The 26,387-nt window shown below is 35.6% G+C and carries 24 protein-coding genes; 16 read left to right on the forward strand and 8 right to left on the reverse strand.

The features are described from left to right. The first annotated feature begins 69 nt into the window (after positions 1-69). Positions 70-1,071: a GTPase ObgE gene (gene obgE, locus AO58_RS0109485; RefSeq protein ID WP_024981487.1), complete on the forward strand. Its 1,002-nt coding sequence runs from the start codon at positions 70-72 to the stop codon at positions 1,069-1,071. Positions 1,072-1,245: 174 nt separating this feature from the next. Next, positions 1,246-3,390 carry a S46 family peptidase gene (locus AO58_RS0109490; RefSeq protein WP_024981488.1) on the forward strand — a complete coding sequence of 715 codons (2,145 nt, stop codon included), beginning with the start codon at positions 1,246-1,248 and terminating at the stop codon, positions 3,388-3,390. A gap of 182 nt (positions 3,391-3,572) precedes the next feature. Here AO58_RS0109490 and AO58_RS0109495 read toward each other — a convergent pair whose 3' ends face one another. Beyond that, positions 3,573-4,604 carry a glycosyltransferase family protein gene (locus AO58_RS0109495; protein WP_024981489.1) on the reverse strand — a complete coding sequence of 344 codons (1,032 nt, stop codon included), beginning with the start codon at positions 4,602-4,604 and terminating at the stop codon, positions 3,573-3,575. An 8-nt stretch (positions 4,605-4,612) separates the two neighbouring features. After that, on the reverse strand, positions 4,613-5,428 hold the full coding sequence (locus AO58_RS0109500) for a UDP-2,3-diacylglucosamine diphosphatase (RefSeq protein ID WP_024981490.1): 816 nt from the start codon (positions 5,426-5,428) through the stop codon (positions 4,613-4,615). Between the two features lie 140 nt (positions 5,429-5,568). On the opposite strand from AO58_RS0109500, the gene AO58_RS0109505 reads away from it, so the two are divergent. Both AO58_RS0109505 and AO58_RS0109510 read left to right on the forward strand, forming a co-directional pair. Further along, the gene (locus AO58_RS0109505) at positions 5,569-6,246 is read left to right on the forward strand and encodes a tetratricopeptide repeat protein (protein WP_024981491.1); all 678 of its coding nucleotides are present in this window, start codon (positions 5,569-5,571) and stop codon (positions 6,244-6,246) included. Between the two features lie 144 nt (positions 6,247-6,390). Beyond that, positions 6,391-7,794, forward strand: a complete 1,404-nt coding sequence (locus tag AO58_RS0109510; RefSeq protein WP_024981492.1) for a UDP-N-acetylmuramate--L-alanine ligase — start codon at positions 6,391-6,393, stop codon at positions 7,792-7,794. A gap of 49 nt (positions 7,795-7,843) precedes the next feature. Here the strand turns inward: AO58_RS0109510 and AO58_RS0109515 are convergent, their stop codons facing one another. Further along, entirely contained in the window at positions 7,844-8,449 is a 606-nt protein-coding gene (locus AO58_RS0109515) for a DUF1287 domain-containing protein (protein ID WP_024981493.1), read from the reverse strand. A 70-nt stretch (positions 8,450-8,519) separates the two neighbouring features. Between AO58_RS0109515 and radC the strand changes: the two genes are divergently transcribed. From radC to AO58_RS0109540, 5 genes are read left to right on the forward strand one after another with little or no spacing between them, the layout of a single operon-like run. Further along, on the forward strand, positions 8,520-9,212 hold the full coding sequence (gene radC / locus AO58_RS0109520) for a RadC family protein (RefSeq protein WP_024981494.1): 693 nt from the start codon (positions 8,520-8,522) through the stop codon (positions 9,210-9,212). Positions 9,213-9,266: 54 nt separating this feature from the next. Continuing rightward, on the forward strand, positions 9,267-9,770 hold the full coding sequence (locus AO58_RS0109525) for an Xre family toxin-antitoxin system antitoxin (RefSeq protein ID WP_024981495.1): 504 nt from the start codon (positions 9,267-9,269) through the stop codon (positions 9,768-9,770). After that, positions 9,770-10,228 carry an RES family NAD+ phosphorylase gene (locus AO58_RS0109530; RefSeq protein ID WP_024981496.1) on the forward strand — a complete coding sequence of 153 codons (459 nt, stop codon included), beginning with the start codon at positions 9,770-9,772 and terminating at the stop codon, positions 10,226-10,228. Before AO58_RS0109525 ends, AO58_RS0109530 begins: the two co-directional genes overlap by 1 nt. 4 nt (positions 10,229-10,232) lie before the next feature. Beyond that, complete coding sequence (locus AO58_RS0109535) at positions 10,233-10,922, forward strand: YjjG family noncanonical pyrimidine nucleotidase (protein WP_024981497.1); 690 nt, start codon at positions 10,233-10,235, stop codon at positions 10,920-10,922. A 57-nt stretch (positions 10,923-10,979) separates the two neighbouring features. Then, positions 10,980-11,735, forward strand: a complete 756-nt coding sequence (locus AO58_RS0109540) for a hypothetical protein (RefSeq protein WP_024981498.1) — start codon at positions 10,980-10,982, stop codon at positions 11,733-11,735. A 110-nt stretch (positions 11,736-11,845) separates the two neighbouring features. Here the strand turns inward: AO58_RS0109540 and AO58_RS0109545 are convergent, their stop codons facing one another. Then, entirely contained in the window at positions 11,846-13,123 is a 1,278-nt protein-coding gene (locus AO58_RS0109545; RefSeq protein WP_024981499.1) for a replication-associated recombination protein A, read from the reverse strand. Positions 13,124-13,386: 263 nt separating this feature from the next. On the opposite strand from AO58_RS0109545, the gene AO58_RS0109550 reads away from it, so the two are divergent. Then, the gene (locus tag AO58_RS0109550) at positions 13,387-14,166 is read left to right on the forward strand and encodes a rhomboid family intramembrane serine protease (protein WP_024981500.1); all 780 of its coding nucleotides are present in this window, start codon (positions 13,387-13,389) and stop codon (positions 14,164-14,166) included. 68 nt (positions 14,167-14,234) lie between these two features. Here AO58_RS0109550 and rlmB read toward each other — a convergent pair whose 3' ends face one another. The 4 genes from rlmB to AO58_RS0109570 all read right to left on the reverse strand — a co-directional run bounded on the left by rlmB (position 14,235) and on the right by AO58_RS0109570 (position 21,368). Beyond that, the gene (rlmB, locus tag AO58_RS0109555; RefSeq protein WP_024981501.1) at positions 14,235-14,969 is read right to left on the reverse strand and encodes a 23S rRNA (guanosine(2251)-2'-O)-methyltransferase RlmB; all 735 of its coding nucleotides are present in this window, start codon (positions 14,967-14,969) and stop codon (positions 14,235-14,237) included. A 71-nt stretch (positions 14,970-15,040) separates the two neighbouring features. Beyond that, positions 15,041-16,483, reverse strand: a complete 1,443-nt coding sequence (locus AO58_RS0109560; RefSeq protein ID WP_035717618.1) for a SusD/RagB family nutrient-binding outer membrane lipoprotein — start codon at positions 16,481-16,483, stop codon at positions 15,041-15,043. A gap of 17 nt (positions 16,484-16,500) precedes the next feature. Next, positions 16,501-19,584 (reverse strand): SusC/RagA family TonB-linked outer membrane protein, encoded by a 3,084-nt coding sequence (locus AO58_RS0109565; RefSeq protein ID WP_024981503.1) that lies wholly within the window; start codon positions 19,582-19,584, stop codon positions 16,501-16,503. A gap of 86 nt (positions 19,585-19,670) precedes the next feature. Further along, positions 19,671-21,368: a BamA/TamA family outer membrane protein gene (locus AO58_RS0109570; protein WP_024981504.1), complete on the reverse strand. Its 1,698-nt coding sequence runs from the start codon at positions 21,366-21,368 to the stop codon at positions 19,671-19,673. 180 nt (positions 21,369-21,548) lie between these two features. Between AO58_RS0109570 and rpsL the strand changes: the two genes are divergently transcribed. From rpsL to rplD, 6 genes are all read left to right on the forward strand, one after another. Continuing rightward, positions 21,549-21,932 (forward strand): 30S ribosomal protein S12, encoded by a 384-nt coding sequence (gene rpsL / locus AO58_RS0109575; protein WP_007136570.1) that lies wholly within the window; start codon positions 21,549-21,551, stop codon positions 21,930-21,932. Between the two features lie 89 nt (positions 21,933-22,021). Further along, on the forward strand, positions 22,022-22,498 hold the full coding sequence (gene rpsG / locus AO58_RS0109580) for a 30S ribosomal protein S7 (RefSeq protein ID WP_024981505.1): 477 nt from the start codon (positions 22,022-22,024) through the stop codon (positions 22,496-22,498). An 11-nt stretch (positions 22,499-22,509) separates the two neighbouring features. Continuing rightward, positions 22,510-24,666 (forward strand): elongation factor G, encoded by a 2,157-nt coding sequence (gene fusA / locus AO58_RS0109585; RefSeq protein ID WP_024981506.1) that lies wholly within the window; start codon positions 22,510-22,512, stop codon positions 24,664-24,666. 11 nt (positions 24,667-24,677) lie between these two features. Then, positions 24,678-24,983 carry a 30S ribosomal protein S10 gene (gene rpsJ / locus AO58_RS0109590; protein ID WP_007803605.1) on the forward strand — a complete coding sequence of 102 codons (306 nt, stop codon included), beginning with the start codon at positions 24,678-24,680 and terminating at the stop codon, positions 24,981-24,983. A gap of 155 nt (positions 24,984-25,138) precedes the next feature. Further along, positions 25,139-25,756, forward strand: coding sequence for a 50S ribosomal protein L3 (gene rplC, locus AO58_RS0109595; protein ID WP_024981507.1), 618 nt, complete (start codon positions 25,139-25,141; stop codon positions 25,754-25,756). Continuing rightward, positions 25,756-26,385 (forward strand): 50S ribosomal protein L4, encoded by a 630-nt coding sequence (rplD, locus tag AO58_RS0109600; RefSeq protein ID WP_024981508.1) that lies wholly within the window; start codon positions 25,756-25,758, stop codon positions 26,383-26,385. Before rplC ends, rplD begins: the two co-directional genes overlap by 1 nt. Positions 26,386-26,387: the final 2 nt, after the last annotated feature.

The raw sequence follows: 26,387 nt of genomic DNA on the forward strand, positions 1-26,387 counted from the left end.
ATTAAAAGGAGGACAGCCAGTGGCTGTCAGGTATTTTTTTTTTAGATTTTTTGAAAAGTAAAAGAAATTATGACAGAAGGTAACTTTGTAGATTATGTAAAAATATTTGTTTCTTCCGGTAAGGGAGGAAAAGGATCTACGCACTTGCATAGAGAAAAATTCATCCAATATGGTGGCCCAGATGGTGGTGATGGAGGTCGAGGAGGACACGTTTATTTAGTTGGTAATAAGGCACTTTGGACATTGTTTCATTTGAAGTTTGCTCGACACATCAAAGCAGGTCACGGAGGTGATGGAGGAGGAGATAGAAGTACGGGGGCAGATGGTGAAGATAAATTTATCGAGGTGCCATTAGGAACTGTTGTAAAAGACAAAGAAACGGGTGAAACACTATTTGAAATTACTGAAGATGGTGAGAAACAAGTTCTTTCTCGAGGTGGTAAAGGTGGTTTAGGTAACTGGCATTTTAGAAGTTCAACCAATCAAACGCCAAGGTATGCACAACCTGGTTTGCCTGGCGTTGAAATGGATGTGATTCTAGAGCTGAAAGTTTTGGCTGATGTTGGTTTAGTAGGTTTCCCAAATGCTGGAAAATCGACTTTGCTATCGGTATTGACTTCTGCAAAACCAAAAATTGCCGATTATCCGTTTACGACTTTAAAACCTAATTTAGGAATTGTAGCGTATCGTGATTATCAGTCGTTTGTAATTGCTGATATTCCTGGAATTATTGAAGGTGCTGCTGAAGGAAAAGGGTTAGGACATTATTTCTTACGTCATATTGAAAGAAATTCTACGCTGTTGTTCTTGGTTCCAGTAGATACGCCAGATATCAAAGCGGAATATGAGATTTTGGTTAATGAATTGACCAAATACAATCCAGAAATGTTAGATAAAGAACGTTTATTGGTCATTTCAAAAATTGATATGCTCGATGATGAATTAAAAGCAGAATTAAAAGCAGAATTAGACGTAGCTTTCAAAGATGTTCCTTATATGTTTATTTCATCGGTTGCCCAACAAGGTTTGACCGAATTGAAAGACAAGTTATGGAAAATGTTGAACGAATAATTCGTTTTAAAATCTAAAAAATAGGTGTTCTTGTAAAAGGATACCTTTTTTTGTTTTATATAATTCATAAAAGGAAGTTAATATCTTTGAGTTAAAATAGGATTTTAAGAGCATTTATTAAAATAAAATGCTAAAATGATTTATATTCGCAGCACTAAAATAACATTTACACCTATGAAAAAAATTGTATTATTCTTGACTATGTGCCTGATGGCTTTTCCAGTAAAAGCAGATGAGGGAATGTGGTTTTTGATGTTTATCGAAAGATTGAACCATAGAGATATGGAAAAAATGGGCTTACAACTAACTGCCGAAGAAATTTACAGCATCAATAACCATAGTTTGAAAGATGCTATTGTACAATTCAACGGAGGATGTACTGCCGAAATCGTTTCTAAACAAGGTTTGGTTCTAACGAATCATCACTGTGGATACGACGCTATTGCAGAACTTTCTTCAGAACAAAATAACTATTTGAAAAATGGTTTTTGGGCAAAAGACAAAAGTCAAGAGCTAAAACCAAAGTCGTTGTTCGTTCGTTTCTTTGTACGTATGGATGATGTTTCTAAACGTATTTTATCAAAAGTAAATGATAAAATGACCGAAACTGAGCGCAACAAAGCCATTCAACAAGAAATTGCTTTGATCGAGAAAGAAAACAATGAAGGAGGGAAATACACTGTTTCTGTTCGTCCTTTTTTTCAAGGAAATGAGTACTACTATTTTGTGTACCAAGATTATAAAGATGTTCGTTTGGTAGGAACTCCTACAGAGAGTTTAGGAAAATTTGGTGGAGACACAGACAACTGGGAATGGCCACGTCACACTGCCGATTTTTCTATGTTTAGAGTGTATGCAGATAAAGATGGAAATCCAGCAGAATATTCTCCTGAGAATGTGCCATTGCAACCAAAACATTACTTGCCAATAAGTTTAAAGGGTGTGCAAGAGAACGATTATGCAATGATTTTAGGGTATCCTGGTCGTACCAACAGATGGATGCCAGCTAATGGAATCGAGCAAAACGTAAAATTTGCTTATCCTGCATGGGTTGAAGGTGCCAAAACAGGAATGGACAACATGAAGAAATACATGACTCAAAACGAGACTGTAAACTTACAATATGCTTCTAAATATGCTTCTACAGCTAACTATTGGAAAAACCGTCAAGGAATGATTGATGCTTTGACCAAAGCTAAAACAGCTCAAACTAAAACTAAAGAAGAAGCTAAATTTAATGCTTGGGCTAACAAAGCAGAGAATAAATCAAAATACGGTAATGTAATTAGTACTATCAATAACTATTACGCTCAAACTAACTTAAAAGCACGTCACGATAATTACTTGACACAATTGTTACGTACTGCTGCCTACGGCGCTTTGCCTGCTAGTTTAGGAAATGGTTTAATCGCTTATGCTAAAGAAAATGAAGCGAAAAGAGCTGAAATATTGCCAAGATTAACCGCAGCTATTGATGGCGCTTACGAAAGTTTATACGCTCCTTTAGAAAAAGAAGTGTTAACTGCACAATTGAATTTATATGCTGCTAAAGCGGCTGAATATGGATTAGCTCCAAAAGTGGCTGAAATGAAAGCTACTAACAATGGTGATTTCACAAATGACGTAAATAAAGCAGTGACTTCTAGTATTTTTAGTTCAAAAGAAGCTGTAGTGGCATTCTTGAAAGATCCTAAAGCCGAAACGATTACAAACGATCCTTTGTATGTTATTTCTAGCGATTTGGTGACCAAAATCAGAGCAAAATCTCCGGAACAAGCCAAAGCTGATGATGATTTTGCTATTGCTTTCCGCAAATTGGTTGAAGGTTTGAGAGAATCAAAATTGAATACGATTCAGTATCCAGATGCGAATTCTACTTTGCGTTTGACTTACGGAAAAGTTAAGGCGTTGCCTGCTGATAAACGTAATGATGCGAAAGTAAACAATTATACTACCATGGCTGGAATGGTAAACAAATACAAAGCAGGTGATGCAGAATTTGATTTGCCTTCACGTTTGTTAGAGTTGAACAAAGCCAATGATTTTGGTCAGTATGCTGACAAAGCAGGATACATGCCAGTAAATTTCTTGACAGATAATGATATTACAGGTGGAAACTCAGGTTCACCAGTATTGAACGGAAAAGGAGAATTGATTGGTGTTGCTTTTGATGGTAACATTGAAGCTATGGCTGGTGATGTTATTTTTGATAAAAAATTACAAAGAACCATCAATTTAGATATTCGTTTTGTGCTTTGGATTATTGATAAATATGCTGGAGCTCAAAATATTATTGATGAAATGACTATCGTAAAATAGTTCAAAATAAAATTGAAGGCAAGAAAGAATGTTGTGGCTCTTTAGCCCCGATAGCAGTGAAAATCCTCTAGACTCGTGACCAAACGAGGCTAGAGATTACTTCGTCAGTTCGCTTCGCTCGGGTGTAGCGGATAGAGGGACGATGACAACCAGAACGCCCATTTTTTCTGCTCCTAAAAACTTTAATAGATAAGACCGTCTTGATTAATTTCGAGGCGGTTTTGTTTTTGGGTATAGGTGTCAAACAAGAAGTCTAAAGTGTGTGGAATGACATTGGCCTCGATTTTGGGGTAATTCATAGGCAAGGTGAGCCAATTTTCTATAATCAAATCGAAATCTTGATCGACTTCATAAATGACGGGAATGCCCATTTTTTTTAAAGCAGCTGCGTTGCATTCCTGCTCGTAATGTTTACGAATGGGGATGGAAAGGATTTTTTTGCGTAGGTACAATGCCTCCGAAGGTGTTTCAAATCCGCCACCAGTGATGATGCCTTGGCATTTGATTACACTTTTGTTGAACAGCGCTTGGTCTACAGGATAATAAGTGATGTTTTTGACTCTATGCTTTGTTTTGACATCGCTTAAAAACCAGTGAAAGTGCTCGTTGGGTAATTTATGGAAGGCTTTTTCTAAACACTCTTTTTGAAAAGACGGTAGATAAACGGTGATATGTCCGCCATTTTTTGGGTCGGCGTGTAAGATTTCGTCTTTGATGATGGGAGGTAAAATGAAATCATCGTAGCGTTCAAAATGCAATCCAATATTTTGAGGAGCGGGCGCATAATGTCTGAAAATTAATTCACCGATTACATCTTTTCTTTCGGGTCGAGGAGTTAGTTTTGAGGTGAAACTGGCTTGATGACCAAAAGATACCGAGTGTTTTTTTTGTAATTTACAAGCCAATGAAGTGATAGAATCAAAATCATTGATGATGACATCGTATTGGTCTAGTGGTAGCGAGCGAGCGTCTTTGTAGATTTGATTGGGCTTTACTTTTTTGGCAATATTCCAATAATCTAGTCCACCGCATTGGCTGTAATGAAGACTCAATCCGTTGCTTCTGTATTTAATCGGAATGCTTGGATTTAAGGAAGCATAAGTGCCGCTTAAGAGAAAGTCAACTTCGCCATATTTTTGCAGATAAGGGTAGAGTTGAATGGCTCTGCTAATGTGACCGTTTCCTGTGGCTTGAATGGCGTAGAATATTTTCATTTTACGGATTAGGATAAGATTTTGACCACGATGTCGTTCTTTGTTTTTTCTTCGGAAGTGTCGGCATCTTTGTAATGTTCTTTAAGGTATTGGTAGATGCTCCATTTTCCTTTTTTGTATTCCAAAGCGGTTAGATTTTCGACCCAATCACCACTATTGAGGTAAGTAACTTGTCCGTGTTCGTTTTCGATGGTCTTCATTTGAGGTTTATGGATATGGCCACAGACCACGAAGCTGTAGCCTTTTTCTATGGCGATTTCGGCAGCAGTGGTTTCGAAATTACTGATAAATGCGACCGCTTTTTTTACACTGTCTTTGATGGTTTTGGAGTAGCTTCTTTTTTCTTTACCCAACAATTCTCGGAACCAATTGATACAACTGTTGATTAGAATCAACAAATCATAACCTTTGCCACCCAATTTAGCAAGGATTTTGGCATAGCCTCTGGTGGAAGAATCGAACACATCCCCGTGAAAGAACCACGTTTTTTTACCATCGATTTCTAAAATCAATTTGTCGACCAACTCAAAATTCCCTAAAACAAAATCTGAATATTTACGAAGGGCTTCATCGTGATTTCCTGTAATGTAGATGACTCTTGTGCCTAAATTCGATAGTTTTATGATTTGTCTCAAAACATTCATGTGTGCCACCGGAAAATAACTTTTGCTAAAATTCCACATATCGATAATATCGCCATTGAGAATTAAGATTTGCGGTTGAATGGATTTGAGGTATTGTAGTAATTCTTTGGCTTGGCAACCATACGTGCCCAAATGCACATCACTAATTACGACTAGAGGAATTTTTCGTTTACTTTTCATATAAAGTTTTTACGAAAATAGGGTAGTAGTGTTAGGGGAATGTGATTTTAATTTTTTCTTTGTATTATTTATTTCGTCATAGTTTATCTTGAATGTAAATTATGCGTCTGTTTACTCTAAAATTTATTTATTTTTGAAGAATGAAAAAATCAGTACTTTTTTTTATTCTATTTCCTCTTTTTATGGTTTCACAATCCAATTTGGATACAGGCGAAAAGTTATTTGAAGCCGGAAAGTATGCACAAGCAGCATCTTTGTTTGAATCAGTTTTGAAAACAAATCCAAATGATTTGAAAGCGATAGAATATCTTGGCGATATCGCAGGAAAACAAAAACAATGGGATAAAGCGCTAGGTTACTACAATAAGTTGAAAAAAGTAAAACCCAATGAAGCCGATTATCATTACAAATGTGGTGGAGTTATGGGTATGAAAGCCAAAGAGGTGAATAAATTCAAGGCTTTGGGAATGATTGGTGACATTCGTTCCTCTTTTGAAAAAGCCATTGCTCTCGAGCCTAAACATATTGAGGCGAGATGGGCTCTCATCGAACTCAATTTGCAATTGCCTGGAATTGTTGGTGGTAGTCAGTCGAAAGCAATACAGTATTCTAATGAGTTATTAAAAATTTCTCCTGTTGACGGTTATTTGTCACGTGGGCATATTGAGGAGTATTTCGACCGCAATTCGGCTGCTGAAATTCAATACAAAAAAGCGCACGAAATTGGCAATTCAAAAGTTACTTTTCAAAAATTATATCAATTATATTTGAAAAAATTAAACAACCCCAAGAAAGCACAAGAACTGAAATCCCCCTAGCCCCCAAAGGGGGAACTCATAACATTATAAATAAAATAGGAATAATTATACTCATTCATTATGAAATCGCCATGATTCCAAATCACAAACAAAGATGAAGAATGGCGATAGCATATTCCTTTCAAAAACAAATATTATCTACATATGAATTCAAATACAAACAATACAGCTGCTGTTTCCCCTTCGGGGGCTAGGGGGCTTCATTTTATAGCTATTGGCGGAAGTGCAATGCACAATTTGGCTTTGGCTCTTCACAACAAAGGATATCAAGTAACAGGTAGCGACGATGCTATTTTCGAACCTTCAAAATCTCGCTTGGAGAAAAAGGGAATTTTGCCTGCTGAGTTGGGTTGGTTTCCTGAAAAAATCACTGCTGATATTGAAGCGGTAATTCTAGGAATGCACGCAAAAGCCGATAATCCAGAATTATTAAAAGCGCAAGAATTAGGATTGAAAATTTATTCTTATCCTGAGTTTTTATACGAGCAGTCCAAAAATAAAACACGTGTTGTAATAGGAGGTTCACACGGAAAAACTACGATTACCTCAATGATTTTGCACGTGATGCACTATCATAACATAGAAGTTGATTATATGGTAGGCGCCCAATTGGAAGGCTTTGATACTATGGTGCATCTTACAGAAGAAAATGATTTTATGGTTTTGGAAGGGGATGAGTATTTGTCTTCACCAATTGATAGAAGACCAAAATTTCATTTGTACCAACCGAATATTGCTTTGATTTCTGGAATTGCTTGGGACCATATCAATGTTTTTCCGACCTATGAAAATTACGTGAATCAATTCGAGATTTTTATTGACAAAATCACCAATGGCGGGATTTTAGTGTATAATGCAGAAGATTCAGAAGTGAAAAGAGTGGCCGAAGCAGCTACGAATCCGATTCGCAAAATGGCGTATTCCACTCCAAATTATGAAGTAAAAGATGGAGTGACACTTTTAGAAACGCCAGAAGGTCCTATGCCAATTGAAGTTTTTGGAGCGCATAATTTGAACAATCTCGCTGGAGCCAAATGGATTTGTCAAAATATGGGTGTTGATGAAGCTGATTTTTATGAAGCGATTGCCAGCTTTAAAGGAGCTTCAAAACGATTGGAAAAAATTACCGAAGGTAAAGGGAAAGTGGCTTACAAAGATTTTGCGCATTCGCCAAGTAAAGTGGCTGCAACTACAAAAGCCGTAAAAGAACAATATCCTGAACGTACTTTGGTAGCTTGTTTGGAATTACACACTTACAGTAGTTTGAATGCCGAATTCTTGAAAGAATATGAAGGAGCCCTAGAATATGCTGATATTGCCGTGGTATTCTATTCTCCTGATGCCGTAAAGATTAAACAACTCGAGGAAGTGACGTATGAACAAATAGCTAAAGCTTTCAATAGAGAAGACTTAATCATTTATACTAATCCAGCCGAATTCAAGACTTTTTTATTTAATCAAAATTTAGAGAATTCCGCACTATTGCTAATGAGTTCTGGAAATTATGGTGGGTTGAATTTTGATGAAGTTAAAAATTTAATGTTGTAGAGTCGAATACATAAAATATTAATAAGGTGTCAGTTTTTGGCACCTTTTTTTATTTCTGGTATTGAAAGTGTCCTACTATCTTGTATTTGAATAAGCAATCTTCTAGGACTTGTCCGTATCCTACATTATGAACAATCAAAGGGCGTAAACCATCACTTGTTTTCTTATGAGTTACAATTCCTATGTGAGGAAGTTTTCCGTTAATCATCCAAGTGACAATATCTCCAGTTTTGTAATCCTGAGCGTTATCGGACACTAATAGTTTTTTGCCTTTTCTTTCAAAGAAAACTTCCAAATTTGGAACTCTTCTGTGGTCAATGTTGGTGTCGGTTTTCTTCATTCCCCATTTTTTTAGATTGGGATATTTTGAAAAATTTGCCTTCATATCCACGTGTACTTCTTTTTGCAAATCAATATTGAGTTTTCTATAGGCTCTTATTACTACATCGGTACAAACGCCTTTGTTTTTGGGAACATCTCCATTTGGATATTTTATAGAACAATATGTCGGATCATATTTGACATTCGGATTTATAATTGCTAGCGCAGCTTCCGAAAGTTGTATGGAAAAGGGTTTTGTATTTGATGTAAAAGCTGGATTTGTAGTAGTAGTCGAAAAATAATTTAGTAAGAAAATTAAATAAATTGCTTTCATTTTTTTACTTTTATTATAAAACGATGTTTTTTCAAAACTAGTATAGTGTTCAATTTTAATTATTTACCATTTGGAAGAAACTAATTTCCCTATTACCCATTGGTCTGAAGACGACAAACCTCGCGAAAAAATGATGCTCAAAGGTAAAAGTGCTTTAAGCGATTCCGAATTGGTAGCCATTTTGATTGGTTCAGGAAGTAGAAATGAATCGGCAGTGGGACTGAGTAAACGTATTTTAGCTAGCGTCAATAATAATTTGTCTTCTTTAGGAAAACAATCTTTGGCTCAGTTGATGGAATTTAAAGGGATAGGCGAAGCCAAAGCCATTACGATTGCAGCCGCTTTAGAATTAGGAAGACGAAGAAAAGAAGAGAATCCTCTCGAATTGGTAAAGGTAACTTCGAGTAAAGTGATGTATCAAGAAATGTATCCTATCATAGGTGAGTTAGCTCACGAAGAATTTTGGGTTGTATATCTTAATAATTCGAATAAGATTATTTTTAAAGCACAACTAAGTAAAGGAGGAATTACAGGGACGATTGTTGATGTGCGATTAGTATTTAAAATAGCATTAGAGCAAAATGCTGTAGCTATTGTTTTGGCACATAATCACCCGTCAGGAAAACTCCAAGCCAGTGAAGCCGATATTCAGGTAACTAAAAGAATTAAAAATGCTGGCCTACAGTTGGATATTCCTGTCTTAGACCATATAATTATCACTGAACATAGTTATTTTAGCTTTGCTGATGAAGGAATTTTATAATTAACGTATTTAATATGGACATTTGTCTTATATTTGCAGACAAATGTCTTTTTTATGGAAGCGATTAAATTAAATTCAAACACAGCTATTAATGCGATGGTTCGTTCTTTTGTTTCAAAGTTAGAACAAACTAGTGGCTACAAAGTTTTAAATAAAAAATTGACGTATGCTGATTTCTTAAAGAATAAAATGCTAATTGTTCACGCCATTCGCGAAGGGATTCCCTATGAATTTTTTAAATTGATTCAAGAACAAACTCCATTTAATGAAGAAGATTGGGCACTCTTTTTAGGGATCTCTACAAAATCTTTACAGCGTAGTCGTGCCAAGGATAGTTTTGTTTTCAAACCTTTACAATCCGAAAAAATATTAGAATTAGCCGAAGTAACCACTGTTGGAAGAGCAATTTTTGATTCAGAAGAACAGTTTTATAGCTGGCTAAACCTTCCTTCCTATGCTTTAGGTAATCTAAAACCAATTGAGTTATTGCGAGATTCTTACGGCAAAGAATTGGTCTTGCAAGAAATGATAAAAATCGATCAAGGTATTTTTGTGTAATGGAAGTTTTTCGACTAGCCCGAAAGAGATATCCCATAGAATTATCTGGAAAAGGCGCTTCAATGTGCGGTGCCAGATGGAATTCTAAAGGAACTGAAATCATTTACACAGCAGAAAGTAGAGCTCTTGCCATGGCAGAAGTTGTTGTGCATTTGTCATTAGCTACTTTGCCAAGTGATTTTGTAATGCTAACCATTTCTATTCCTGATGTTGTTGAAATTCAAGAAGTCAAAATTGTTGATTTGCAATCGGATTGGAATGTGTTTCCGTCCTCTTTTCATACCGCTGGAATAGGAGATCGTTTTATTCAACAAAATGATTTTGCGATACTCAAAGTACCTTCAGCAGTGGTCAAAGGAGATTTTAATTTCTTAATTAATCCGTTTCATCAGGATTTCAAACAAATTCAAATTACAGATCAGATTGATTTTCCTTTTGATAAACGAATATTCAAATAATAGTATGCTTTTAAAAAATATAACCGATGTCTTTTTTGATTTAGATCACACGCTTTGGGATTTTGACAAAAATTCTGAGATGGCTTTTGATGCTATTTTTAAAAAAAATCATCCTGATATAGATACAACTTTATTTATAGAAAAATATATTCCAATTAATCAAGCATGTTGGAAATTGTATCAAAAAGATCAAATTTCGCATAATCAATTGCGTTATGACCGTTTGAAATTGTCATTTGATGCCATGGATTATGCCATTTCTGACGCTGCAATTCATCAAATGGCAATTGACTATATTGAGTTGTTACCCGAAAATAATTTTTTATTCGAAGGAACTATTGATATTTTAGAATACTTGCATAAAAAATACACCTTGCATATTATTACCAATGGCTTTGCTGATGTTCAGGATAAAAAAGTTAGAAATTCTAATTTAGAAATTTACTTTAAAACTATTACCAATTCAGAAATGGCAGGTGTTAAGAAGCCGAATCCTATTATTTTTGAGCATGCTCTAGATGTAGCAAACACTAAAAAAGAGTATAGTGTAATGATTGGTGATTGCCTCGATGCTGATGTAAATGGAGCCCTCAATGCAGGTTTGGCGGCTATATTTTTTAATCCCAGCCAAGTGATTGTTAGTTCCGAAATCTTGCAAATAAAACAATTGTTAGAATTGAAAAATTTCTTGTAAATTTATAAAATTAGTAATGAGGTTTTTTCCTCATTTTTTACCCTAAAAATAATGATAATGAAAGTACGTTTTTTATTTCTTTTTGCACTTTTTACTAGTGTTGCTTTTGCCCAATCCATTAATAATTTTAAAGCCGTTATTGTTCCTTTGAAATTTGATTTTCAAAAAAATAAAAACGAGTATCGATTGTCAACGATGACTAAGCATAATTTGTCTAAAGCTGGTTTTGAAGTGTATTATAATGAAGAGCCAAATTCTTATGATAAATGTAGTTTATTGTATGTAGATGTCATTAATTTAAAATCATTTTTAGCCACTAAGATGTATTTTGTGCTAAAAGATTGTAATGGAAAAGAAATATTTAGATCAGCAACTGGCTATTCAAAAGAAAAAGAGTATCCGTTGGCTTATAAAGAGGTTTTAGAGGAAGCTTTTGCTTCTTTGTATGCTCGTAATTATAAATACGAGGGTAGTACTGCGGTGGTGGACTTGAATCCTAGTACTTCAAACGTTGCAGTACCAGCACCTATAGTTGCAACAAGTGCTGTTGTGCCTGCTGTCGTACCGATTTCTACAACTGCTGCTGCTGCAGGAGCAGAGGTGTATTATGCTCAACCTACAAGTAATGGATATCAATTGGTTGATACTACACCAAAAGTGATTATGAAATTATATAAAACCTCTAAGAGCGATTATTTTACAGCAATAAAAGGAAACGTGCAAGGGGTTTTGTTTTTAAAAGACAATAATTGGTTTTTTGAATACTATCAAAATGAACAACTAATGTCTGAAAAAATAGCGATTAAGTTTTAGTTAGTTTAGAATACCAACCGAACAAATAAAAAAACGAGAATGCTGATTAATCAAAGCATTCTCGTTTTTGTTTTATTTTATTTACTTCTAACCTCTAACTTCTAACCTCATTAGTATCCATACTTCTCCTTCCATCTATTCTTCAAAAACTCTCGGATACTATTTTCTCTCGAATTATTACCAGGAACATAAATAGGCGTGTTGCTTAGCGCGTCAGGAAGGAATTCTTGTTCGGCAAAATTGTTCGCGTAATCGTGTGAATATTTGTATTCTTCACCATAGCCCAATTCCTTCATTAATTTCGTTGGAGCGTTTCTTAAGTGCAAGGGTACAGGCAAATCTCCCGTTTGTTTTACGATTTGTTGAGCGGTGCCAATGGCCATATACGAAGCGTTACTTTTTGGGGAAGTTGCCAAATATACCGCACACTGACTCAAAATAATGCGACTCTCAGGGTAGCCAATCGTAGCCACCGCTTGAAAAGTATTATTAGCCATAATAAATGCCGTCGGATTAGCATTACCAATGTCTTCACTTGCCAAAATCAACATCCGTCTGGCAATGAATTTAACATCTTCGCCGCCTTCAATCATTCGTGCCAACCAATATACCGCTCCATTGGGGTCACTCCCTCGAATCGATTTTATAAAAGCGGAAACAATGTCATAATGTTGTTCTCCCGTCTTGTCATACAACACTGTGTTTTGTTGCACCAATTCCAAAACCCGCTCATTGGTAATAATAATCGGTTCCGAGGCCGAGGCATTGACCACCAATTCAAAAATATTAAGCAGTTTTCTACCATCGCCTCCAGATAATCGCAGCAAAGCTTCGGTTTCTTTTAACTCAATTTTTTTGCTGGCCAAAATGGCGTCCGCTTGCATCGCTCTTTCCAGCAGAGATTCTAAATCTTCTTTGGTAAAAGCATTCAAAATATACACTTGACAACGCGATAACAACGCGGGAATCACCTCAAAACTCGGATTTTCAGTCGTAGCACCAATCAAAGTAATCCATCCTTTTTCCACCGCCGCCAAAAGCGAATCTTGTTGCGATTTACTAAACCGGTGAATCTCATCAATAAATAAAATTGGATTTTTAGCCGTAAACAATCCGCCACTTTGTTTGGCTTTTTCAATCACATCCCGAATGTCCTTCACCCCAGAATTGATAGCACTCAATTCATAAAAAGGTCGTTTAGATTCCTGTGCAATAATCTGCGCCAACGTAGTTTTTCCAGTACCCGGCGGTCCCCACAATAGCAGCGAGGGGATGATTCCGTTCTTAATTTGTTGCGTCAACGAGCCGTTAGGCCCCACCAAATGCGTTTGACTAATATAATCCGTCAAGGCTTGTGGCCGAATGCGTTCTGCTAAAGGTGCTTCCATACCACAAAAATAAACATTTTTTATAGTTTTCAGGAGCCAATCCAGCTGTACATTACAAGTCCTCGCACCGCGCTCTGTTTTTCTAGGCATAAAAGGAGCTTCCTTTGGTCGCTCTTTTCTGCCAAGAAAAAAGTAGAGCGCGGCACTCCGGGCTTTCCATTCCTATCTGGGCTAAACCTACCACAACACATTAGGTATGACAATTTAGCATTTTCGCTATTTTGGATGTATTTTTGAGAGACCAATAGCATAGCATTTATCCTATGGAAGAAAACCATTTTCAATTTCGTAATCGCGTAGTCCTTTTACCGCTACTTTTTTTATTGACGATATGGTTGGTCTACTGGCTCGAAGTTCGTTTCCATTTCGATTTTGACAAAAATGGGATTTATCCACGTACTTTCTCGGGTTTACAAGGTGTACTTTTTAGTCCTTTCATCCATTCCGATTTATTGCATTTGTATAATAATTCCCTGCCATTACTCGTTTTGTTGACTGCCCTGTCTTATTTTTATCCTAAGCAAATGCTAGCTGTTCTTTGCTTCGGAATAGTATTGTCTGGTGTTATTACTTGGGTTATTGGCCGCCCTAATTATCATATTGGTGCTAGTGGACTCATTTATGTTTTAGTGAGTTTTATCTTCTTCAAAGGAATTCAAACCCAATATTATCGTTTGGTAGCACTTTCTTTAACTGTAGTTTTAGTTTATGGTGGTTTGATTTGGTATGTCTTCCCCGAAGTAGACAATACTATTTCTTGGGAAGGTCATTTAGCGGGTTTTATCACTGGATTTTTATTGTCTATTGTTTTCAAAGCCGAAGAATATCAAAAAATCTATAAATACGAATGGGAACGCCCAGATTATGACCCATCGGAAGATAAATTTATGCAACGCTTTGACGAAAACGGCAATTTTGTAAATCCGCCAAAACCAGAGGTAGAGGAGGAGGTTGATCCCATAATGGCGTATTTTACCTCCAATTTACCCATTCATTACGATTGTATACCCACACAAAAAAAGGAACCAAAACAAGAGTCCTGATTCCTTTAATATTAAGTAATTCGTGATTTTCTACCACGAACTGTATTCTATAATCTGCATTCTACAATCTAGCTACGCTGTCTCACCGCTTCATATAGGAAAGCACCACAAGCAACTGAAACGTTTAATGAACCAATGGTTCCAAACATAGGCAATTTTGCCTTCTCGTCAATGATTTTTAAAACCGATGGATTAATACCTCGGTCTTCGGCTCCCATTACAATAGCAGTAGGGCCAGAAAGGGTTACATCATACAAACTTTTTTCTGTTTTTTCAGTAGCTGCTACTGTGGTAATGCCGCTCGCTTGCAGCAAGAAAATAGCATCTTTTATATGGTCTACTTTGCAAATCGGAATGTTAAAAACAGCCCCTGCAGATGTTTTTACTGTATCTCCATTTACAGGTGCCGATCCTGATTTTTGAACGATTATTCCATTAACGCCAGTACATTCAGCTGTTCTAATAATAGCTCCAAAATTTCTAGCATCAGATATTCCATCCAATACTAAGAATAATGGATTTTTACCATTTTCAAGAACTGTTTCAATTAAAGATTCTAAATCAAAAAAGGAGATAGGAGAGATAGTAGCTACCGCACCTTGGTGATTATTAGGTGTGAGTCGGTTTAGTTTCTCAACAGGAACATAAGAGAAATTAATATTTTCTCTTTTCATGACTTTCATTAAGTCTTTCATTAGGTCGCCACTAGCTTCCTTTTGTATGTAAACTTTATCTACTGTTGCCCCTGCTTGAATCGCTTCAATGATGGCTCTTATCCCAAATATTTGATGTTCTTTTTCCATAGGGGCAAAGATATAAAAAAAAACCACTCCAAATTTTGGAGTGGTTTTAATTGTTGGTTACATGATGTTATTTAGTTGTCCCACCATACTTTAGTAAGAAGTGTCACGTAAGGAACAGGTATGCCTGGTCCAGCTTGAAGTGAAGCACGGTTTACATTAATTTCAATTTGTGGATAAGGCAATCTTCTAGGGGTAACTCCTCCAGTACGATTTGTTTTAGGAGTAGTTAGTATTGGAAATCCTGTTCTTCTCCAGTCTACAAATGACTCATAAGAAGCTTGGTACATAGTTATCCATTTTTGCTCCATAATTCTTGCTAAAGTGTTGTTAAAGGCCACTAGTGGATTTGTTATATAAGTAGCGTCTGTTACTCCTAAAGCTGCGAAGTCATTAGCAATAGCTTTTTCATAAGCTATTTTAGAGTTAGATAAATCATTAGCTCTAAAATAAATCTCAGCTTTAATAAATTCAACTTCAGCAGCGCTAAGTAAAATTACTGGAGAATTTATTGATGCATAGCTTGGTCCTACACGAGAAAACAGATTTTCCCCAGAGTCATCTGTATCGTTACCAGGTAGGTTTCCTAAGTATTGTCCAGCAAGCCCACTATTGTTATTTGTAACTGGTAAAAAGTATTTGCTAATTCTTGGGTCATTTAATGACTTCATGTTATCTACAAGAGTTTTACAAACAGCGTTATCTTTTCTGCCTGAAAGAACATCAAATTGGTGGATTGGATTTGCATTGTTTGCAACGGTACCAAAAGTTACTTTAGCATTATTAGTAACAGTAGCGATCAATGAAGGATTTGTTTGTAAAAAGCTTAAGGCTTGTGTTGGGTTTTTTTTGCTAAGATGATTAAGCAATCTTAGTTTTAACGAATTAGCAAAAGCTTCCCATTTTACAATATCTCCATTGTATATTAAATCTGCAGTTGAAGGTTTAGCTCCAGCTCCACTCTTTAAGTTTGCTATAGCTTGATCAAGAGTTGTAATTAAAGCGGGATAAATCACTTCTTGTTTGTCATAAGCTGGGGTAATATTGCCTAGAGCACCTTTTGAGCTTTCGTTGTACGGTATGTCACCAAAAAGGTCTGTGGCAACACTAAAAGTGTAAGCTTTAAGAACTTGGGATATACCTAAATATATTTTGTCACCACTAACGATTGTTCTATCCTCAATTGTTTTTAGATCCATTAAAACATCATAAAGATTTCCCCATAAGCCATCTGTGTCAGCAGATGTTATGTTGTATTGTCCATAATTTAATGGTTGTCCTCTATGTCCAGCATAATGTTGGACAATAGTCGCAGGAATTCTTGTACCATCGCCACCTAGGGTATAAGTAAGGTTAACCTCTGATGCTGATAGTAAAGTTGCTAATGGAGCTTCTGTAGGATTATTAGGGTCGCTATTTATATCTAGTTCGTGGTCGCAAGACACGAAAACCGCTGATAATGTTATTAAGCCAACCAAAAGAGATCGCTTAAAACTACTATTGTGATTTTTTTTCATTTTCATTAATTTTAGTATTAGAATTGTGCTTTTAGATTGAAACCAATTGTTCTTGTTGTTGGAAATGCAAATCTTGAAACACCCTGAGCGTTACCTGTTCCAAATGAACTTGATTCTGGGTCAACATGAGGTATGTCAGACCAGATAAATAAGTTACGACCATACATACCTAAATCTAAAGACTGTATGTGTTTGTTTTTTAGTTTGAAGGTATAGCCTAGAGTCACTTCTCGTAATTTAATCCAGTTGTTTTCATAGACATATTGTTCATTTGGATAAGCACCAATTCCATACCAAGTTGCATCACGTTTTACAACAACATCATTAGTTGCTCCAGTTGTAGCATTTACTCCAGGAAAAATGTAGTCGTCATTACGTGTTAAAGTATTTTTGCTAACACCATAAAAATCTAATAATTCTTCAGTACCATTGTACATATATCCACCTCGTCTCATGTCAACAAGTGCTGTTAGATAAATATTTTTGTAATTAAAAGAAGAACTTATACCTGCTGTCCAATCGGCTTCAGTATGACCAAGTATTATTCCATCTAATACAGATGGTATTCCTTCATCATCTACTAATATGTTGCCGTCTTTGTCTCTTGCATAGCCTGATCCTATTAAGGTGCCTAATCTTTCTCCTTTAACTGCATATACCGCAGGGTTTCCACTAAATCCTCCAAGATATACTCTGTCTACACCAGGGTATGTTTCATCTACATGAGATCTGATTCTGCTAAAGTTAAACGTTAAGTCCCATCTGAAATCTTTAGTTAAGATAGGTGTAGTTCTTAAAGCCAATTCAAAACCTTTTGAAGTTGTTTTTCCACTATTAATAATTGTTGCTGTAGCTCCTGTAGCAGGGGAAATATCTAATGGTATAATACCATCTGTATTGATGTTTCTGAAGTAAGTTGCGTCAACTCCAATTCTGTCTTTAAATAATTTTAATTCAACCCCAACTTCATATTCTGTAGTGAATTCTGGGCTCAAATTAGAATTACTTATTGTGTTTTGAATTGTGTAACCTGCTAAGTTGTTGAATGGGAACTCAATTCCTGTAGTAAATCCATCACCAAATATAGCTTTTCTGTATGCAGGCTGTGTAAGATATGGATTAGCATCTCTACCTGTTTTAGAGGCTCCAATACGTAATTTACCATAAGTTAGTGCGTCAGATTGTATTTTAAATGCATCAGTAAATATTAAGGAAGCACTAACTCCAGGATAGAAAAAACTTCTATTGTCTTTAGGTAAAGTTGAACTCCACTCGTTTCTTCCTATAATGTTTATAAAAACATAACTGTCGTAGCTCAAAGATAAGTCTCCGAACACCCCAAATAAAGTTCTTCTACTGTTAAAAATGTCTGGAGGGCTGCTTGTCTTAATGTTGTTAGTATTAATAATATTTGGCAATATTAATTCAGTTCCAACAATAGTAGATTGTTGGAAAGTTCTATTGTTGTAGTCTTGACCAGCAGTTAATGTAGCTTTAAATTTTTCAGTAATTTTTTTATTTAACGTAGCAATTAATGTTGATGTAGTTTCATTTCTGCTAATGTTGTCATAAGTTAAATTTCCTAAAGGATTTCCACCAGTGTAAATATCCTTAAACAACGTTCTTTTATCGGATAGATAATCATTACCAAGACGATAAGATATATTTAAATCTTTTAATATATCAAAAGCGAAGTTTACACCAGTTATGTATCTCTGACTATCTGATTTTGCAGAGTTTTTGTTTACTGTCCATAATGGGTTGTCAAAAGAGCCCCCTCTAAAGTTAATTTGTCTTCCGTCAGGTCTTTGGTATCCATAGCCTGTTAAGTTCCAGGTTACAGGAGCGTGAAATAATGCAAAAATTGGATTGCTTCCGTCTTGTCCAGCAAAAGAAAGGTCGCCTTTAGAAGTGTTGTAACTTAAGTTGACACCTGCAGTGAATTTTGAACTGAATTTATAATTGCTGTTGAAGCGGCCATTGAATTTTTCAAAACCCTGACCAGGAACGATGGAGGTTTGTTTTGATTGCCCAATTGATGCGAACATATCATGTGCTTCAGTAGCGTTTGAAAGTGAAATGTTGTTATTGTAAGTTATGCCAGTTTTTAAGAATTCTTTTCTAGGATCATAGACTTTTAGTTGGATTTGTTGTGGGCCTAATCCTAGAGCAGCTCCTGCAGCTGCACTTGTTACAGTTTGACCAGTTATTTTTGGTCCAAATGATCTTGAGGTACCCTCTGCATAATTTACACTGTTTGTTCCTTGTGCATATTCAGTTTGATAATCTGGTAATACTAATGCATTGTCAGCTGCAACTGAGCTAGTGTATTCAATAACTGGTTTTCCAGCTTTATTTGATCCAGTTTTGGTAGTTATTAATACAACTCCATTAGAACCACGGTTTCCGTATAAAACGGCGCCAGCAGCTCCTTTTAGTACGGTAATGCTTGCAATGTCATTTGGGTTGATGTCTGAAGCTCTGTTCGGGCTGTTGATTCCTGTTACGGTATTTGAATTACCATCATTGGCATTGCTCATCGGTATACCGTCAATAACGTAAAGGGGTTCATTACTATTAGTTAATGATTTATTACCTCCCCTAATTACCAGTCTACTTGCTTGACCAGGGGCACCTCCAGAGGCAGTTACTTGTACACCAGCTACTTTACCACTAAGTGCGCTAACAAGATTTTGATTATTTCCTTTGGTTATGTCAGAGCCAATGATTTTTGTAGATGCATAACCAATAGCTTTATCTGATTTTTTAATGCCCAAAGCGGTTACGGCGACACTTTCTAGCTCTACAGCTGCATCTCTTAGTTTTACGCTTATTGATGTAGAGCTAGCTAGAACTTCTTGAGTGTTCATCCCAACAAAGCTAAAAATCAATACTTGGCTTGGGCTTGCTTTAATGGCAAATTTACCATCAAAATCGGTTTGTGTTCCTTTTTTTGTTCCTTTAACTAACACACTCACGCCGGGTATTGGCAATCCTGCATTGTCAGAAACAGTACCAGAAACAGATCTTTCTTGCGCAAAGGTTACTTGCGTCATTAGCACCATTAAAAGGGCTAATAGTCCGTTGAACTTTAGTTTCATTATTTAATTGTTTTGAATTAGTTTGTCAAAACTCTTAATAATTTGTTAACAATCCTAATATATTTTAATTTTTTTTAACTCACGTTTTAAAATTTAACATTGTAGCATATGTTGAGGATAATGTTAAAAAAATTGAAATCATTATAGTTTTTTATGCTATTAGATATGGATAATTTTAATAATCCGCTTTTTGTATTTAATCCTAATCCAGCGCCAATACTGCTAATTTTGTTAAAATTATTAATAATTTTTGATTTGCTTTTGTCGTTAAATAATGTGTAGTCTAAAACAGAATGGATGTATAATGAAGCATTAATAAGGTATCTGTATTCGGTAAGTATCATGTGTACCTGATTTCCTTGTAAGCTATTTTCTGCAAAACCTCTTATGGAATACAGTCCGCCGAATCTAAAAAGTTCGTTGGTTAGATAGGTGTTGCTTTTTAAGAAATAATTTTGACTTCTTAGGTTAATGCTGTGCTTTGAATTAAAGTATAAGTTGTGTGCTAGATTGAATTGTATGAAATGTTGTTTTTGGTTTGGTGTAGAAGACAGGATGTTTGTTTGATTTCTTTTTCCAGTTCCAAAACGGAATTCAATTTTTGTTTTTTCAGGAAATAAATCGTGGTTAGGGTCTTTTTTTAGGTAATTAAGGCCAGTTGTAAAAAAATGGTTGGTGTAGTCGCTTACGGTAGTGTTGCTGTTTTGAATATCGCTAGAAGTTGTAGATTCGATACCGATATTTAGTCTAGTGTTGTAGTTGATGATGTAATTTAAGTTAACTAGTGATTTTGAGTTTTGAAACGTGCTGTCTTGTTTGAAAATGTGTAGTTGGGCGTTAAGTCCCAGTGATGTTCTGAATAGGTAGTCTAAAGTGAGTCCTGTTCGAAATGTTCTTTGGTTGTTGCCGTCGCTTTTCCAATAAATAAAGAATTTTTCACCTTGCTTTAGAATATTTTGGAGATGTATATCGAGATAGCCGTTAATGGTTGTTTTTTCTGCTTCATTGTTTCCTAAGCCAATATATCCGTCAAAAGTGTTTGCTTTTCTTTTTTCGGCATAAACATAAATTAGCGTCGAATCTTTGCTTAATAGTAATTCTGGTTTTTTGTTCTGATTGGCAAATGGATATTTGTCGAATTCCAATTGTATCTCTTTGAGTGAAGCTTGGTTGAATAATTTGTTTTTGAATTTCTTGTTTATTTGCGTTAGGTGGTTATTGGGGAAGAATTTTGCTTCATTGTTTTTAAGGATAATTTGATTGATTTTTCTTTGACTGTTTGGTTTGATGTTTAAATCAGCGTAAAGGTTGTTTTTAATTTTCTTGATATTTGTTAACTGTAGTTTGGCTAGAGGGTATCCGTTTTGTTCAACTTTTCTAAGGATTTCTTCTAAGAAAGTTGGTAATTCATTGTATTTGATGACTATGTTTTTGTTGGTTGAAAAATCATCAAGTATTGGATTTAGGAGTTCGTTTTCAGGGATATATACATAGGTTTGGTTTATCCTGTCATTTAATTGGAATTCAATTGAAAAGGTGGAATCGTTTTTTTGTATTAAATCTTTTGGATAGTGATCTAGGTAGCCAATTTTTTTTAGTTTTTCGGATAAGTCAGTGATTTCGTTTTTTAAAGATTTTATGTTTAGGTGTTGGCGGGTGTAGTTTAAGGAATCGATTGTTGTTGTTTCTTGATCTGACCCTCCATTTATTTTTAAAATAAATTTTTGCGCAAAAACGGTTGAGCAAATGAGGCTGCAGAAAAAGATGTAAATGACGTGTTTCAATTTTTTTTGGTTTGAAATAAATGTAACGCAAATATCTTATGAATGTTATGAAAATCATAATCTAAAATGAGGATCTTGAAAATTAATGCATTAAGGTTTGTATAGTGAAAAATATTTTATACATTTGCAACCCCGTAAAAAGCGGGAATTTAATATAATAAGAAATTTTTAGTATTAATTATGCCAACAATTCAACAATTAGTAAGAACAGGAAGAACTCAGATAACTAAGAAGAGTAAATCGGTTGCTTTAGATTCTTGTCCTCAAAGAAGAGGGGTTTGTACGCGTGTTTACACTACTACACCAAAAAAACCAAACTCTGCAATGCGTAAAGTTGCGCGTGTACGTTTGACAAATGGTAATGAAGTGAATGCTTACATCCCTGGAGAAGGACACAATTTACAAGAGCACTCGATAGTATTAGTTAGGGGTGGAAGGGTAAAAGATTTACCAGGAGTTAGATATCACATCGTTCGTGGTGCGCTTGATACATCAGGTGTAGCAGGAAGAACGCAAAGAAGATCTAAGTACGGAGCTAAACGCCCAAAAGAAGCAAAAAAGTAATTTAAAAAGTTAATTGCTTATAACTGATTTAGAATTTTATAATTCTAAAAAGATGTTATGTGCTAATGACAAAAAATTAAAAAAAAGACATGAGAAAAAGAGCGGCAAAGAAAAGACCACTTTTACCAGATCCAAGGTTTAATGATCAACTGGTAACACGTTTTGTGAACAACTTAATGTGGGATGGTAAAAAATCTACAGCGTTTAAAGTATTTTATGATGCAATTGACATTATAGAGTCTAAGAAACAAAACGACGAAAAAACTTCATTAGAAATTTGGAAAGATGCCTTGACAAACGTTATGCCTCACGTAGAAGTACGTAGCCGTAGAGTTGGTGGAGCTACATTCCAAATCCCAATGCAAATTAGACCAGACAGAAAAATATCTATGGCTATGAAATGGTTGATTCTTTATGCAAGAAGAAGAAACGAAAAATCAATGGCGCAAAGATTGGCTTCAGAATGTTTAGCTGCGGCTAAAGAAGAAGGAGCTGCTGTTAAGAAAAGAATGGATACTCACAAAATGGCAGAGGCTAACAAAGCTTTCTCTCACTTTAGATTTTAATTCGTAAAGAAATGGCAAGAGATCTAAAATATACAAGAAATATTGGAATTGCTGCTCACATTGATGCTGGTAAAACAACAACAACGGAGCGTATATTATTCTATACTGGAAAATCACACAAAATTGGTGAAGTACACGATGGTGCTGCAACGATGGACTGGATGGCACAAGAGCAAGAAAGAGGTATTACTATTACTTCTGCGGCTACAACTTGTGAATGGAATTTTCCAACAGAGCAAGGTAAAGCTTTGCCTGAAACATTGCCTTATCACTTCAACATTATCGATACTCCTGGTCACGTTGACTTTACAGTAGAGGTAAACCGTTCGTTGCGTGTATTGGATGGATTAGTTTTCTTATTTAGTGCGGTTGATGGTGTAGAGCCACAGTCAGAAACTAACTGGAGATTAGCGGATCAATACCGTGTGCCACGTATGGGATTTGTTAACAAAATGGACCGTCAAGGGTCTAATTTCTTAGCAGTTTGTCAGCAAGTACGTGATATGTTGAAATCTAACGCGGTAGCGATTACTTTGCCAATTGGTGAGGAAAATGATTTCAGAGGAGTGGTTGATTTGGTTAAAAATCAAGCTATTGTTTGGCATGATGCTACACAAGGTGCTACTTTTGATATTATTGATATCCCAGCGGATATGGTTGATGAAGTAAAAGAATACAGAGATATCCTTATCGAAGCGGTTGCTGATTATGATGAAAACTTGCTTGATAAATACATGGAAGATCCAGATTCTATTACAGAAGATGAGATTAACAATGCGTTAAGAGCAGCAACTATGGATATGGCTATCATTCCTATGATTGCTGGTTCATCTTTCAAAAACAAAGGAGTTCAATTCATGTTAGATGCAGTATGTAAGTACTTGCCATCTCCAATGGATAAAGAAGGTATTACGGGTATTCATCCAGATGATGCTGAATTATTGGAAGAAGATCAGACTCAAATCTTGCGTAAGCCAGATGTTAAAGAGCCTTTCGCAGCATTAGCATTTAAGATTGCTACTGACCCATTCGTAGGTCGTTTAGCATTCTTCCGTGCTTACTCTGGAAGATTGGATGCTGGTTCATATGTATTGAATACGCGTTCTGGTAACAAAGAAAGAATTTCTCGTATCTACCAAATGCATGCTAACAAACAGAACCCAATTGAATATATCGAGGCAGGTGATATTGGAGCGGCTGTTGGATTTAAAGATATCAAAACTGGAGATACATTGTGTGATGAAAAACACCCAATTATTTTGGAGTCAATGAAATTCCCTGCGCCAGTTATTGGTATCGCAATTGAGCCTAAAACTAAAGCTGACGTAGATAAAATGGGTATGGCTTTGGCTAAATTAGCTGAAGAGGATCCAACATTTACTGTAAGAACAGATGAGGCTTCAGGGCAAACTATTATCTCAGGTATGGGTGAGTTACACTTAGATATCTTGGTGGATAGAATGAAACGAGAATTCAAAGTTGAAGTAAACCAAGGTGAGCCTCAAGTTGAATACAAAGAAGCTTTTACGAAAACTGCACAACACAGAGAGACTTACAAGAAGCAATCTGGAGGTCGTGGTAAATTTGGTGATATCGTATTTGTTCTTGAGCCAGCTGACGAAGTAGATGGTAAAGTTCCTGTAGGATTGCAATTTATTAATTCTGTAAAAGGAGGTAACGTACCAAAAGAATATATTCCTTCTGTAGAAAAAGGTTTCCGTGAGGCTATGAAAACTGGTCCTTTAGCAGGATACCAAGTAGATAGTTTGAAAGTTACTTTATTAGATGGATCTTTCCATCCTGTGGATTCTGATGCTCTTTCTTTTGAATTAGCAGCTAGAATGGGTTATAGGGAAGTAGCAAAAGCTGCTGGAGCTGTAATTCTTGAGCCTATCATGAAAATGGAAGTTATTACGCCTGAGGAAAACATGGGAGATATCGTAGGTGATATTAACCGTCGTAGAGGTCAAGTGAATGACATGGGTGATAGAAATGGTGCAAAAACGATTAAGGCTGATGTTCCGTTATCAGAAATGTTTGGATATGTTACAACTTTAAGAACGTTATCTTCAGGTCGTGCAACATCTACAATGGAATTTTCACACTACGCTGAAACACCTTCTAATATTTCAGAAGCAGTTATCAAAAAAGCAAAAGGAAACGCATAATCTTTAAGAAAATGAGTCAAAAAATCAGAATAAAATTAAAATCTTACGATCATATGTTGGTAGACAAGTCTGCTGAAAAGATTGTAAAAACTGTAAAAACTACAGGTGCTGTGGTTACGGGTCCAATTCCATTGCCAACACACAAAAAATTGTTTACCGTTTTGCGTTCACCGCACGTAAACAAGAAGGCTAGAGAGCAATTCGAAGTAATGTCATACAAGAGATTGATTGATATTTATTCTTCTTCTTCTAAAACTATCGATGCTTTAATGAAACTTGAATTACCAAGTGGAGTAGAAGTTGAAATCAAAGTTTAAGTAGTTCTAAAGTAATTAAGGACGCTGTTTTTAGGCAAAAAAATATTTTTTGGATTGTGTGTAAATAAGTTATACCTTTGCACCCACTTAAAAAATAGGATTTGCTTAAAAGCTGCGTTCTATATTTATATTTTAATAATTAATAATTAATATTTATGTCTGGGTTAATTGGTAGAAAAATCGGCATGACTAGTATTTTCGATGAAAACGGGAAAAATATTCCTTGTACAGTAATCGAAGCTGGACCATGTGTTGTTACCCAAGTCAGAACCAAAGAGGTTGACGGGTACGAAGCGTTGCAACTTGGTTTCGATGACAAAAACGAGAAACATTCCACGAAAGCGGCTTTAGGTCACTTTAAAAAAGCGGGAACTGTTGCTAAGAAAAAAGTCGTTGAATTTCAAGATTTTGCAACTGAACAAAAATTAGGAGATCTTATAGATGTTTCTATTTTTGAAGAAGGAGAATTTGTGGATGTACAAGGTGTGTCTAAAGGTAAAGGTTTTCAAGGGGTTGTAAAACGTCACGGTTTTGGTGGTGTTGGTCAAGCAACTCATGGTCAACATAACCGTTTAAGAGCGCCAGGTTCTGTAGGAGCTTCTTCTTATCCATCTAGAGTATTCAAAGGAATGCGTATGGCTGGAAGAATGGGAGGAGAAAATGTAAAAGTTCAAAACCTTAGAGTTTTAAAAGTAGTTTCTGATAAGAACTTACTAGTTATTAAAGGATGTGTTCCTGGGCATAACAACTCTTATGTAATCATTCAGAAGTAATGGAAGTAAAAGTATTAGATTTCAACGGAAAAGATACTGGAAGAAAAGTTCAACTTTCTGATTCAGTATTCGCAATTGAGCCAAACAATCATGCAGTATACCTTGATGTTAAGCAGTATTTAGCTAATCAAAGACAAGGAACGCACAAAGCTAAAGAAAGAGCTGAAGTTGCGGGAAGTACACGTAAGATTAAAAAACAAAAAGGTACAGGTACTGCTCGTGCGGGTAGTGCAAAAAACCCATTGTTTAAAGGTGGTGGAACTGTTTTTGGACCAAGACCAAGAAGTTATTCATTCAAATTGAATAAAAACTTGAAGCGTTTGGCGAGAAAATCAGCTTTCTCTATCAAAGCAAAAGAGTCTAACATTATCGTTTTGGAAGACTTTAATTTTGAAACACCAAGCACTAAAAATTTCATTAATGTTTTGAAAGCTTTAGAGTTAGAAAATAAAAAATCACTATTTGTGTTAGGCAATACGAATAAAAACGTATATTTGTCCTCTCGTAATTTAGCGTCTTCAAATGTTGTAAGTAGCTTAGAATTAAGTACTTACGCGATTTTGAATGCTAATAATTTAGTGCTTTTGGAGAGTTCTTTGGAAGTAATTGAAGAAAATTTAAGTAAATAATA

This window comes from Flavobacterium succinicans LMG 10402, assembly GCF_000611675.1.
Classification (GTDB): Bacteria; Bacteroidota; Bacteroidia; order Flavobacteriales; family Flavobacteriaceae; genus Flavobacterium; species Flavobacterium succinicans.

Excerpts from the sequence above, each read along its gene's own strand:
- obgE (WP_024981487.1), top strand. The coding sequence starts at position 70 with ATGACAGAAGGTAACTTTGTAGATTATGTAAAAATATTTGTTTCTTCC.
- AO58_RS0109490 (WP_024981488.1), top strand. The coding sequence starts at position 1,246 with ATGAAAAAAATTGTATTATTCTTGACTATGTGCCTGATGGCTTTTCCA.
- AO58_RS0109495 (WP_024981489.1), bottom strand. The coding sequence starts at position 4,604 with ATGAAAATATTCTACGCCATTCAAGCCACAGGAAACGGTCACATTAGC.
- AO58_RS0109500 (WP_024981490.1), bottom strand. The coding sequence starts at position 5,428 with ATGAAAAGTAAACGAAAAATTCCTCTAGTCGTAATTAGTGATGTGCAT.
- AO58_RS0109505 (WP_024981491.1), top strand. The coding sequence starts at position 5,569 with ATGAAAAAATCAGTACTTTTTTTTATTCTATTTCCTCTTTTTATGGTT.
- AO58_RS0109510 (WP_024981492.1), top strand. The coding sequence starts at position 6,391 with ATGAATTCAAATACAAACAATACAGCTGCTGTTTCCCCTTCGGGGGCT.
- AO58_RS0109515 (WP_024981493.1), bottom strand. The coding sequence starts at position 8,449 with ATGAAAGCAATTTATTTAATTTTCTTACTAAATTATTTTTCGACTACT.
- AO58_RS0109525 (WP_024981495.1), top strand. The coding sequence starts at position 9,267 with ATGGAAGCGATTAAATTAAATTCAAACACAGCTATTAATGCGATGGTT.
- AO58_RS0109530 (WP_024981496.1), top strand. The coding sequence starts at position 9,770 with ATGGAAGTTTTTCGACTAGCCCGAAAGAGATATCCCATAGAATTATCT.
- AO58_RS0109535 (WP_024981497.1), top strand. The coding sequence starts at position 10,233 with ATGCTTTTAAAAAATATAACCGATGTCTTTTTTGATTTAGATCACACG.
- AO58_RS0109540 (WP_024981498.1), top strand. The coding sequence starts at position 10,980 with ATGAAAGTACGTTTTTTATTTCTTTTTGCACTTTTTACTAGTGTTGCT.
- AO58_RS0109545 (WP_024981499.1), bottom strand. The coding sequence starts at position 13,123 with ATGGAAGCACCTTTAGCAGAACGCATTCGGCCACAAGCCTTGACGGAT.
- AO58_RS0109550 (WP_024981500.1), top strand. The coding sequence starts at position 13,387 with ATGGAAGAAAACCATTTTCAATTTCGTAATCGCGTAGTCCTTTTACCG.
- rlmB (WP_024981501.1), bottom strand. The coding sequence starts at position 14,969 with ATGGAAAAAGAACATCAAATATTTGGGATAAGAGCCATCATTGAAGCG.
- AO58_RS0109560 (WP_035717618.1), bottom strand. The coding sequence starts at position 16,483 with ATGAAAAAAAATCACAATAGTAGTTTTAAGCGATCTCTTTTGGTTGGC.
- AO58_RS0109565 (WP_024981503.1), bottom strand. The coding sequence starts at position 19,584 with ATGAAACTAAAGTTCAACGGACTATTAGCCCTTTTAATGGTGCTAATG.
- rpsL (WP_007136570.1), top strand. The coding sequence starts at position 21,549 with ATGCCAACAATTCAACAATTAGTAAGAACAGGAAGAACTCAGATAACT.
- rpsG (WP_024981505.1), top strand. The coding sequence starts at position 22,022 with ATGAGAAAAAGAGCGGCAAAGAAAAGACCACTTTTACCAGATCCAAGG.
- fusA (WP_024981506.1), top strand. The coding sequence starts at position 22,510 with ATGGCAAGAGATCTAAAATATACAAGAAATATTGGAATTGCTGCTCAC.
- rpsJ (WP_007803605.1), top strand. The coding sequence starts at position 24,678 with ATGAGTCAAAAAATCAGAATAAAATTAAAATCTTACGATCATATGTTG.
- rplC (WP_024981507.1), top strand. The coding sequence starts at position 25,139 with ATGTCTGGGTTAATTGGTAGAAAAATCGGCATGACTAGTATTTTCGAT.
- rplD (WP_024981508.1), top strand. The coding sequence starts at position 25,756 with ATGGAAGTAAAAGTATTAGATTTCAACGGAAAAGATACTGGAAGAAAA.